Origin of the sequence: Nocardia sp. NPDC004604, from assembly GCF_040609795.1 — a bacterium.
GTDB lineage: Bacteria > Actinomycetota > Actinomycetes > Mycobacteriales > Mycobacteriaceae > Nocardia.
Map to the genome: position 1 here is coordinate 1 of NZ_JBEXLC010000222.1, position 10,209 is coordinate 10,209.

At 66.1% G+C, this 10,209-nt stretch carries 11 protein-coding genes; 6 read left to right on the forward strand and 5 right to left on the reverse strand.

Going from position 1 to position 10,209, the window contains the following annotated elements; all coding sequences use genetic code 11:
• The first annotated feature begins 123 nt into the window (after window positions 1-123).
• Window positions 124-501 carry a nuclear transport factor 2 family protein gene (locus ABZW16_RS41075; protein WP_354961565.1) on the forward strand — a complete coding sequence of 126 codons (378 nt, stop codon included), beginning with the start codon at window positions 124-126 and terminating at the stop codon, window positions 499-501.
• Between the two features lie 10 nt (window positions 502-511).
• Here ABZW16_RS41075 and rsgA read toward each other — a convergent pair whose 3' ends face one another.
• The 3 genes from rsgA to ABZW16_RS41090 form a co-directional block, all read right to left on the reverse strand.
• Window positions 512-1,498: a ribosome small subunit-dependent GTPase A gene (rsgA, locus tag ABZW16_RS41080; RefSeq protein WP_354961573.1), complete on the reverse strand. Its 987-nt coding sequence runs from the start codon at window positions 1,496-1,498 to the stop codon at window positions 512-514.
• Window positions 1,495-2,805 carry a 3-phosphoshikimate 1-carboxyvinyltransferase gene (aroA, locus tag ABZW16_RS41085; protein ID WP_354961566.1) on the reverse strand — a complete coding sequence of 437 codons (1,311 nt, stop codon included), beginning with the start codon at window positions 2,803-2,805 and terminating at the stop codon, window positions 1,495-1,497. The genes rsgA and aroA overlap by 4 nt, the downstream gene beginning before the upstream one ends.
• Before the next feature lie 470 nt (window positions 2,806-3,275).
• Window positions 3,276-4,784, reverse strand: a complete 1,509-nt coding sequence (locus ABZW16_RS41090) for an aldehyde dehydrogenase family protein (protein ID WP_354961567.1) — start codon at window positions 4,782-4,784, stop codon at window positions 3,276-3,278.
• Between the two features lie 135 nt (window positions 4,785-4,919).
• On the opposite strand from ABZW16_RS41090, the gene ABZW16_RS41095 reads away from it, so the two are divergent.
• A complete protein-coding gene (locus ABZW16_RS41095) occupies window positions 4,920-5,711 on the forward strand; it encodes an SOS response-associated peptidase (RefSeq protein WP_354961568.1) in 792 nt (263 codons plus the stop codon).
• A gap of 24 nt (window positions 5,712-5,735) precedes the next feature.
• Here the strand turns inward: ABZW16_RS41095 and ABZW16_RS41100 are convergent, their stop codons facing one another.
• Entirely contained in the window at window positions 5,736-6,080 is a 345-nt protein-coding gene (locus ABZW16_RS41100) for a hypothetical protein (RefSeq protein WP_354961569.1), read from the reverse strand.
• An 82-nt stretch (window positions 6,081-6,162) separates the two neighbouring features.
• Complete coding sequence (ybaK, locus tag ABZW16_RS41105) at window positions 6,163-6,657, reverse strand: Cys-tRNA(Pro) deacylase (RefSeq protein WP_354961570.1); 495 nt, start codon at window positions 6,655-6,657, stop codon at window positions 6,163-6,165.
• Window positions 6,658-7,007: 350 nt separating this feature from the next.
• On the opposite strand from ybaK, the gene ABZW16_RS41110 reads away from it, so the two are divergent.
• From ABZW16_RS41110 to ABZW16_RS41125, 4 genes are all read left to right on the forward strand, one after another.
• A complete protein-coding gene (locus tag ABZW16_RS41110) occupies window positions 7,008-7,631 on the forward strand; it encodes a sigma-70 family RNA polymerase sigma factor (RefSeq protein WP_245567342.1) in 624 nt (207 codons plus the stop codon).
• Between the two features lie 20 nt (window positions 7,632-7,651).
• The gene (gene rsrA, locus ABZW16_RS41115; RefSeq protein WP_354961574.1) at window positions 7,652-7,912 is read left to right on the forward strand and encodes a mycothiol system anti-sigma-R factor; all 261 of its coding nucleotides are present in this window, start codon (window positions 7,652-7,654) and stop codon (window positions 7,910-7,912) included.
• Window positions 7,913-8,233: 321 nt separating this feature from the next.
• Window positions 8,234-8,449, forward strand: coding sequence for a biotin/lipoyl-binding carrier protein (locus ABZW16_RS41120; protein ID WP_354961571.1), 216 nt, complete (start codon window positions 8,234-8,236; stop codon window positions 8,447-8,449).
• Between the two features lie 36 nt (window positions 8,450-8,485).
• Window positions 8,486-10,000 (forward strand): histidine kinase N-terminal domain-containing protein, encoded by a 1,515-nt coding sequence (locus tag ABZW16_RS41125; RefSeq protein ID WP_354961572.1) that lies wholly within the window; start codon window positions 8,486-8,488, stop codon window positions 9,998-10,000.
• Window positions 10,001-10,209: the final 209 nt, after the last annotated feature.

Genomic DNA, 10,209 nt, shown 5'->3' on the forward strand with positions numbered 1-10,209 from the left:
GGCGTCGACGCGGTGCTACCGAGGACGGCGTCGACTTTGCCCTCGGTGAGCTGGGACGGTACGAAATCGGGCGATCCGGCGCTAACGGCCACGAGGGACGGTGCGGCGGAGTAGCTTCGAGGCGTGGATCGGGACGCTATCGAGAATTGGGTCGGTGGTTACGAACGGGCCTGGCGCTCGCCGGGCACCGGACTGCTCGGCGAGCTGTTCACCGGCGATGTCGAATATCTGGTGTCGCCGTGGGCGGATCCCATTGTCGGTCTCGAACCGCTCGGGGTGTTCTGGGAGGCCGAGCGCAGCGGGCCCGATGAAGCGTTCACGATGGTCTCCGAGATTGTCGCGGTGCAGGATTCGACCGCCGTTGTCCGAGTGAGCGTGGAGTATCGGTGGGATACGCTCTCGCGCTGGCGTGATCTGTGGGTGTTGCGGTTCGACTCCGACGGTCGGTGCACCCGCTTCGAGGAATGGCCCTTCGCCCCGGAACAGCCCGACGGACATTAGATTTCGGCGGCTACCAGGAGTCGTTGGCGTTGAGTGCGGTCAGCAGGAGCCGGATGGCCGCCACGCGACGTTCTTTGCCGGGCAATGCGTCCAATGCGCATTCCGGATCAGCGGGCGGACCGAGGTGGGTACAGCCGCGCGGACAGTCCTCGATGGCGGCGGCCAGATCGGTGAAGGCGGCGATGACATCGTCGGGGGTGATATGGGCCAGGCCGAAGGAGCGGACACCGGGCGTGTCGATGACCCAGCCGCCCCCGGGGAGTGGCAGGGCGACGGATTGGGTCGAGGTGTGCTTGCCCTTGCCCACGCCGGAGACCTCGCCGACGGCTCGATCCGCATCGGGGACAAGACGATTGACCAGTGTCGACTTGCCGACGCCGGAGTGGCCGATGAAGGCGGTGAGACGGTCGGTGAGCAACTCGAGGACCGGATCGAGTGGGTCGTCGATGCCGCCGTAGATAATGGTGAGGTCGAGATCGTCGAAGGCGGCGGCGAATTCGGATTCGGCCGCCAGATCGTGTTTGGTGAGACACAGAATCGGTTGCAGCCCACCGGCATATGCGGCGACCATGGCCCGTTCGACGAAACCGGTGCGCGGCGGCGGGTCGGCGAGGGCGACCACGATGAAGAGCTGTTCGGCATTGCCGACGACGATCCGCTCGAAGGGATCGGTGTCATCGGCGGTGCGACGCAATACCGTTCGGCGTTCCGCGACGCGGACGATGCGCGCGAGCGTATCGGGTCTTCCGGAGAGATCGCCGACCACGTCGACCTGGTCGCCGACGACGATCGGGGTGCGGCCGAGTTCCCTGGCCCGCATGGCGACGATCAGTTTGTCCGGATCGCCGTCGAGCACACAACCCCAACGACCGCGGTCCACCGAAATGACCATGGCCGACTCCGCATCATTGTGCTGCGGACGGGTTTTCGTGCGTGGACGCGACGATCTGCCCGGGCGTACCCGGACATCCGACTCGTCGTACTCGCGTTTTCTCAGCGGGCCGCTCCCTGACTCGAGAGCGTCGGATCGAGCATCTGCCCCCACAGGCCGACGAATCCGGGCAGCGTCTTGGCCGTGGTGCCGATATCCTCGATCGCCACACCCGGCACCTTCAGTCCGAGAATCGCACCGGCGGTTGCCATTCGGTGGTCGGCGTAGGAATGCCAGTTGCCGCCGTGCAGCGGGGCCGGGGTGATCTCCAATCCGTCCTCGGTCTCGGTGACATTGCCGCCGAGCCGGTTGATCTCGGTGGAAAGGGCCGCGAGCCGATCGGTCTCATGCCCGCGCAGGTGCGCGATGCCGCGCAGCCGGGACGGCGAATCCGCCAGTGCCGCAAGGGCGGCCACGGTCGGGGTCAGCTCGCCCACATCGTGCAGATCGATATCGATACCGGCGAGCCGTTCCGGGCCGCGCACGGTCAGCAGGCCGTCGAAGCGGGTCACCTCGGCGCCCATGCGCACCAGGATCTCCCGGATCACGTCACCGGGCTGGGTGGTCAGGCGCGGCCAATGCGGAATGCGGACCTCGCCGCCGGTGACGGCGGCCGCCGCGAGGAAGGGCGTGGCATTGGACAGATCCGGCTCCACATCCCAGTTCACCGCGCGGATCGGGCCGGGTGCGACGGTCCAGGTCTGGGCCTTGCGGCTATCGATGGGTGCCTCGACGGCGACCTCGGCGCGCCGCAGCATCTCCACCGTCATCTCGATATGCGGCATGGAGGGCAGCGCCTTGCCGTTGTGGTGCACCACGATGCCCTCGTCGAAGCGGGCCGCCGACAACAGCAGACCGGAGACGAACTGCGACGATCCGGAGGCATCGATGGTGACCGCGCCGCCGCGCAGGGCACCCTTGCCGTGCACGGTGAACGGCAGTGCGTCGCCCTCGATATCCGCGCCGATCCGACGCAGTGCGTCCAGGATGGTGGCCAGCGGGCGGACCCGGGCCTGCTCGTCACCGTCGAAGGCGACATCGCCGGTGGCCAGGGCCGCGACCGGCGGCAGGAACCGCATGACGGTGCCCGCCAACCCGCAGTCGACGGTGCCGCCGTGCAGCGGCGCTGGCGTCACGGTCAGCGTGTCCCCATCGCCCTCGATCCGAGCGCCCAATGCCCGCAGCGCGCCGATCATGAGTTCGGTATCGCGGCTGCGCAGCGCGCCGGAGATGGTCGAAGGGCCCTCGGCGAGCGCGGCCAGGATCAAGGCCCGGTTCGTGATCGATTTCGATCCGGGCAGGGTCACGGTCGCGTGCACGGGTACATCGACATGGGGCGCTGGCCAGAAACTCACCCGTCCATCTTCGCCCATCGCGAACCTGGACACACGGGCGGTGTTGGATTTGCCGCGCCTGCGGCGCGGCGGGTTCGCGGCCCCGAAGATTCAGCATCGCGTAGCGATTCGATGGGGGGTGGTGTTCGGGCGACGGGTGGGCCTCGCGTCCGAGCCGTCGAGACTTGCGACTTCGTCGCATGCGCTTCGACGGCTCGGCTGAGTTCGATGGCCGAGCCTTCGGCTCGGACGCGAGACGGGCCGCGAACGGTCGCTCGTAAGACTCGCTCCGTGGTGGTCATCTGAGGGCGGGCGGTTTCGGCGCTGGAGGTATGCCTGGCCAGCGGCTGAGATCGCTGCTGAGTCGTATGCGCTTCGATGGCTCGGCTGAGTTCGATGGCCGCGCCTTCGGCGGAGACCTGAGACCGGCCGCGAACTCGTGAGATTCGCTCGGTGGTGGTTAACGGTGTGAGTGGGCTCGCCAGGAAAGACGAGCCCGACGCACAAACCTACTTGTGGCGTCCGTGCAGGATGGGGACCAGGCGGCGCAGGAGTTTCATCGTGGACTTGGTCCGCGAGTAGCTGAGCAGCGCCATGCCGGGAATCGCGAAGCGCTGCACCGCGATCGAATGCGGACGGGCGAATTCGCGCAGGCCCGGCTCGCCGTGGATGCGGCCGATACCGGAGTCGCCGACGCCGCCGAAGGGCAGGCCCGCGATGGCGGCGAAGGCGAGCACGGAGTTCACCGAGGTGGCGCCGACGCGCAGTCGACGGGCGATATCCAGGCCGTTCTTCTTCGAGTAGACCGCGGAGGACAGGCCGTACTTGGACTTGTTCGCCAGCTCGACCGCCTCGTCGACGCTGTCCACCGTCCGGATGGTGACGGTCGGGCCGAAGGTCTCCTCGGCGACCGCCTCGGAGCTCTCGTCCACATCGACGAGCACGACCGGCTCGATGAACGGTCCCTTGACCGACTCCGGCCCGCCGAGTACCGCGGTGCCACCGCTGTTCAGCGCATCGTCGATATGCCGGCGCACGATATCGATCTGGCTGGGCATGGTCATCGGTCCGTAGGCGGCATCGGAGCCCGAGCCCGGCTTGATGTCGATCAGGATGCGCTTGACCTCGGCGACGAAGTCATCGCGAACCGAACGATCCACGTACACCCGCTCCACTCCGGCGCAGGTCTGGCCGCTATTGGCGGTGGCGCCCCAGGCGACCGCGTCGGCGGCGGCCTTGATATCGGCATCGCCAGCGACGATCACCGCGTCCTTGCCGCCGCATTCCAGCAGTACCGGGGTCAGTGATTCGGCGGCCGCGGCCATGATCTTCTTACCGGTCGCGGTCGAGCCGGTGAACGCGATCTTGTCCACGCCGGACTTGACCAGCTCGGCGCCGGTCGCGCCGTAGCCGTTGATGGTTTCGAAGATCCCTTCCGGCAGCTCCGGATTGGCCTTCTTGAACGCGTCGGAGAGGAAATTGCCGATACTGGTGGAGAATTCGCTCGGCTTGAAGACCACGGCGTTGCCCGCGGCGAGCGCGTAGGCAATGGAGCCGTTCGGGGTGTAGACCGGATAGTTCCACGGGCCGATCACGCCTATGACGCCGAGCGGGCGCTGCTCCAGCCGGGCCGAGAAGTTCGCCATGAACGCCCCGGGGGCGATCTTCTTGGGCGCGAGAACTTTCTTGGCATTCTTGGCCGCCCAGGCGATGTGCTCGAGTGCGAGCATCAACTCCAGGAACGCGTCGTCGAGCGGTTTGCCGTTCTCCCGGTGGATCAGCGCGGTGAATTCCTCGGAGTCCGCGACCAGCTGGCTCGACCAGCGCAGCAGATGTTTGCGCCGCTCATCGAAGCTCAGTCCACCCCAGGTCGCGGCGGCACTGCGGGCCTTGGCGACGGCCGCGCGCACCGCGTCGGCATCGGCGATGGTGTGTGTGCCGATGACCTCTCCGGTGGCCGGATCGACCGATTTCAGCGCCGTCTCCGGTGCCGCTGGGGTGGTCTCGATGGTTGTCACGGTGGGTCTCTCCTCTTGCCCGAGATAAGTTAACGGCCATTCCCTCGAGATGATGCTATGTCACAACTCTCACCAGGTCACCACCTATCATCAATTCTTCCCGAGTCTGTCGGCACCTAGTGGAAGTATCGAGATATGTGTGGCAGATATGCGACAACTACCGATCCCGGTCGGCTCGCCGTCGAGCTCGATGCCATCGACGAGACTCCTGCCGGCAACGGCGGCGGGTTCACCAACTACAACGTCGCGCCGACCACCCGGGTGCTCACCGTGGTCGAGCGGCACGAACACGACCATCCGGACGATGAGGCCAAGCTGCGCATCCGGCGGATGCGCTGGGGCCTGATCCCGGTGTGGACCAAGGTCGCCGAACCCGGGGTGCCGGTGAAGGGGAAGCCGCTGTTCAACGCCCGCGCCGATAAGGCCACGACCACGGCGTCGTTCCGGGATGCGGTGAAGTACCGCCGCTGCCTGGTACCGATGGACGGCTGGTACGAGTGGCTGGTCGAACCGGATGCCGCAGCCAAGGGCAAGGTCGCCAAACATCCCTATTTCATGGCGAATGCCGATGGATCGCGGCTGTATATGGCCGGGCTGTGGTCGGTATGGCGGGACCGTTCGCTGCAGGCGAGCGAACCGCTGCTGTCCTGCACCATCCTGACCACCGACGCCGTCGGCGAGCTCACCCACATCCATGACCGGATGCCGCTGCCGATGCCGCGCGAGCATTGGGCTGCCTGGCTGGATCCGGACCATCCGGCACCGGCCGCGCTGCTCGAGACGCCGAGCGTCGAGTCGGTGGCGGGTATTGTGGCGCGTCCGGTTTCGTCGCTGGTCAATAGCGTGCGCAATAACGGCCCGGAGTTGCTGGCGCCCTTGGACATTCAGGCGGGTACGGAAAAGGCCGGGCAGATCAGCTTGCTGTGATCGCCCGGCCCTCCGTTCATCGAGTCAGAGCTGGCACTTCACGCTGTTCGTCACGATATTCAGCGCGCACTTGACGATATTGCCGGCCAGGACGGCCATACCGCCGGCCATGTCGATGACCTTGCTAGCGAGCCCGCCGCCCAGCTTCTCGGCCTTATCGGCTCGCTCATCCTTCTTCGGGGGGCCGTCCTTCTTCGGCCCGTCGTCAACGACATGCTCGTTGAACGGGAAGTCGTTGACGTCGATCACCAGGGGACCGCCCGGTGCGGCGGTGGCCGTCGGCGCGGACAACGCGACCGGGCCGAGGGCGAGTAGGAGAACTCCGAACAAGGTGACGATCACGGTGCACAATCGCTGGCGCGCGGACATTTCGCATCCCATCCTCGAGTCGGACGATCTTGGCCCGTTCAGTAACGCACAAATGTTGCTGGCTCGGTGCTGCTTATTCCGTTTATCCCGATATGACCGGTGCGGTGACCGCGTCGGTGAGTCGAACCAGATCCGCTGGCGCCAATTCGATCTCCAATCCGCGCCGTCCCGCACTGCACAACATGCGGTCCCAGGCCAGCGCCGAGGCATCGACGACGGTCGGCAGCAGCTTGCGCTGGCCGAGCGGGGAGATGCCGCCGAGCACGTAACCGGTGATTCGCTCGGCCTTTGCCTTATCTGCCATCGCCGCCTTGGGCGCGCCGAGCGCGGCGGCGGCCGCCTTGAGCGACAAGGTATTCGGCACCGGCAGCACCGCGACCGCGAGTGCGCCGGTCGACAATTCGAGCACCAGCGTCTTGAAGATCTGCGCCGCCGTCACACCGACCTCGGCGGCGAGGGCGTCGACGGCCTCCGCGCCATAGGATTCGGCGCGCGGATCGTGTTTGTAGCTGTGCACGCGATGGGCGACACCGGCCTTGGCCAGGGTGCGGATCGCCGGGGTCGAGGCTCCTGCCATGCGGTCACCCTAGCGGCGCGGTAACCCCGTTCGGCAAACCGTTTTCGGTGTGCAGAGTTCGCTGTGGGAACACAGTCGGGCACCCGCATGTTGCATGCGAATACAGAAACCCCAAACAGCAGTACGACGTGAAGGAGAGGTCGGTGCCCGTTCTGCTCGAAGAGCGCCCGGTGGCGTCAGCTGTGCTGGATATGCGACACATTCGGCCCCCGGCGCTATTGCGCTCCGCTGCCGCCTTCGGGCACGTCGATGGTGCCGCGGGGGACGCTCGGTTCCCACTCGATCCGACCGCGCCTGTAGATTTGGCAGGTACGGCGATCGAAGGGATTGGTGTGACGAGCGACGATGACGTGGTGACCGACGGTGCGGTCGGCGCCGCGGTCGACGATACCGAGCTGGTGCAGCGGTTCGAGCGCGATGCGCTCCCGTTGCTCGACCAGCTCTACGGTGCCGCGCTGCGCATGACCCGGAATCCGGCCGATGCCGAGGATCTGGTTCAGGAAACCTACGTCAAGGCGTTCCAGGGCTTCAAATCCTTCAAAGAGGGCACCAATCTGCGTGCCTGGCTCTACCGGATCCTGACCAACACCTACATCAACTCCTACCGCAAGAAGCAGCGCCAGCCCGCGCAGTACCCGACCGACGAGATCACCGACTGGCAGCTCGCGGCCACCGCCGAGCACACCTCGACCGGCCTGCGTTCGGCCGAGGTCGAGGCGCTGGACGCGCTGCCCGACGATGACATCAAGGCCGCGCTGCAGGAGCTGCCGGAGGAGTTCCGGATGGCGGTGTACTACGCCGATGTCGAGGGCTTCCCGTACAAGGAAATCGCCGACATCATGGGCACTCCCATCGGTACGGTGATGTCCCGGTTGCATCGCGGCCGCAAGCAGCTGAAGGGTTTACTCGCCGATGTGGCGCGCGAACGTGGATTCAACCGCAACGGCGCGGAACGCCAGGAGGTCAAGCAGTGAGTACAGAGCGTGACCCCGATATGGAGTTGGACTGCACGGCGGTACTGGCCGATGTCTGGCTGTTGCTCGACAACGAGTGCGACCAGGCCACGCGCGAGCGGCTGCAGCACCACATGGAGCACTGCTCGCCGTGCATCGAGGCCTACGGCATCGAGGAGAAGATCAAGAGCCTGCTGAGTCGCAAGTGCGGTGGCGACCGGGCACCGGATACGCTGCGCGATCGGCTGAGCGTGGAGATCCGTCGTTCCGTCACGGTGACGCGAGTCGAGACCACCGAGTAGTCCCGCCTGGTTGCGCTCAGCGCCCTGGACCAGAAAACAGCTCCGCGACACAAAAAACACCGAGCGCCACGTTCTTCCCGGTGGAAGTTGCTGGCCCTCGGTGTTTTTCGTATTCGTTACGGCTCAGGCGTTAGGACGCTTGCCGTGGTTGGCTGCGCTTCCCTTGCGGCTGCGCTTCTTACGACCACGCTTACCCATCGGTAGTCTCCCTTCTGCGGATCACCCCCGCGTCCGCGGGGAGCACTCTGATCGAAGGTCATTGTTCCATGTGTGGTTGGCTGTACCTTCAGCGGATACAAGCGAACCAACGAATGGGGTGTCATGGCTGAGGAAGTGCTCTCGGAGCTGGTGTCGGTTGTGCAGGAGATCGTCGTTGCCGAGGGTGACGAGGTGCGCGAGGGTGACACGCTGGTGATCCTCGAGTCGATGAAGATGGAGATCCCGGTGCTGGCCGAGAGCGATGGCACGGTGACCTCGATCGGCGTCAAAGCGGGCGACGCGATCAAGGCCGGGCACCTAATCGCTGTCATCTCTTAGTATCTGGAGCGAGTATCTAGAGCGGGTAGACCGAATATGGCGACACTGAGTGAGCTGCTGGCCGAACACACCGACCTGCCCGGTGTCGCCGTTGACCATCTGCAGCGGGTGGTCGGAGATTGGCAACTGCTCGCCGATCTGTCCTTCGCGGATCTGCTGCTGTGGGTCGGCGCTGGCCCCATTGCCGACGGCGCAGATATCGTCTGCGTCGCGCAGTGCCGCCCGACGACGGCGCCCACTGTTCATCCCGAGGACCGGGTGGGTGGCATCGCCTCGCAGGCCGATCACCCACAGGTTTTCGATGCGCTGATGACCGGCAGGATCGTGCGCGCGGATAGCGAGGTCGAGGCCGAGGGCGTCTACCATCCGCATCCGGTGCACCCGATCCGTGAGGCCATTCCGGTGCGCTGCGGTGACGATGTGATCGCCGTGCTCAGCCGCGATACCGATCTGCAGCGTTCGCGGGTGCGCAGCGCGCTGGAGGTCGCCTATGTGGCCTGTGCCGACGATCTGTGTCAGATGATCGCCGACGGCACCTTCCCGACCACCGAGGACCGCGCCGCGACACATTCCAGCCCGCGCGCCGGCGACGGCTTCATCCGTCTCGATACCGATGGCATCGTCGTCTACGCCAGTCCGAATGCGCTGTCCGCGTACCACCGGATGGGGCTGCAGTCCGATCTTGCGGGCCAGGATCTGGCCGTCACCACTCGCTCGCTGATCACCGATCCGTTCGACGCGCAGGAGGTCGTCGGGGATATCCAGGCCGCGCTGGCCGGACGCACCGGACGCCGGATGGAGGTCGAGGCGCGCGGTGCCACCGTGCTGCTGCGCACCCTGGTGCTGCGCCCGCACGGCGAACTGGCGGGGGCGGCGGTGCTGGTCCGTGACGTCACCGAGGTCAAGCGCCGCGATCGCGCGCTGCTCAGCAAGGACGCGACCATCCGGGAGATCCACCACCGGGTGAAGAACAATCTGCAGACTGTCGCCGCGCTGCTGCGGCTGCAGGCGCGGCGCACCGAGAACGAGGAGGCGCAGGTCGCGCTGACCGAATCGGTGCGCAGAGTCACCTCCATCGCCTCGGTACACGAGATGCTGTCGATGTCGGTGGACGAAGAGGTCGATCTCGACGAGGTCGTAGACCGGCTGCTGCCGATCATGGCCGATGTGGCGACCGTGCACACCGCCAGAATCAAAGTGCGCCGTGCAGGTTCGCTCGGCGTCTTCTCCGCCGAACGCGCCACCCCCCTGGTGATGGTGCTGACCGAATTGGTGCAGAACGCCATCGAGCACGCCTTCGATTCCGGCGAAAACGGCACTGTGACAATCCGTTCCGAGCGTTCGGCACGCTGGCTGGACGTGATCATCAGCGACGACGGTCGCGGCCTGCCACCGGGTTTCAGCCTGGAATCCTCCGATCGCCTCGGCCTGCAGATCGTGCGCACCCTGGTGACCGCCGAACTCGGCGGCTCCATCGGTTTACACCCTGGCGCCGATATCGGTACCGACGCGGTATTGCGCGTCCCCCTGGGGCGCCGCTCGGGGCGCTGAGACAATCACGAACTTGGCAGCAATCACGAACTTGGCTGGTAGCCAATAGGATTCAGCTTCCACCAGGGGGGCCGCGGCGCAGGCGCGGCAAATCGGATACGGGCACAAAATAGCCCGGCACCTTGGTGCCGGGCTTGACTGCGTTACCGGGCCGGGCTGGAAGGTCCGGTAACGCTTGTCGTCCTACTAGACGACGGTGCGGGTCCGCG

Coding starts and splice junctions, on each gene's coding strand:
- ABZW16_RS41120 (WP_354961571.1), top strand. CDS start 8,234: ATGGCTGAGGAAGTGCTCTCGGAGCTGGTGTCGGTTGTGCAGGAGATC.
- ABZW16_RS41125 (WP_354961572.1), top strand. CDS start 8,486: ATGGCGACACTGAGTGAGCTGCTGGCCGAACACACCGACCTGCCCGGT.
- ABZW16_RS41100 (WP_354961569.1), bottom strand. CDS start 6,080: ATGTCCGCGCGCCAGCGATTGTGCACCGTGATCGTCACCTTGTTCGGA.
- ABZW16_RS41095 (WP_354961568.1), top strand. CDS start 4,920: ATGTGTGGCAGATATGCGACAACTACCGATCCCGGTCGGCTCGCCGTC.
- ybaK (WP_354961570.1), bottom strand. CDS start 6,657: ATGGCAGGAGCCTCGACCCCGGCGATCCGCACCCTGGCCAAGGCCGGT.
- rsrA (WP_354961574.1), top strand. CDS start 7,652: ATGGAGTTGGACTGCACGGCGGTACTGGCCGATGTCTGGCTGTTGCTC.
- aroA (WP_354961566.1), bottom strand. CDS start 2,805: ATGGGCGAAGATGGACGGGTGAGTTTCTGGCCAGCGCCCCATGTCGAT.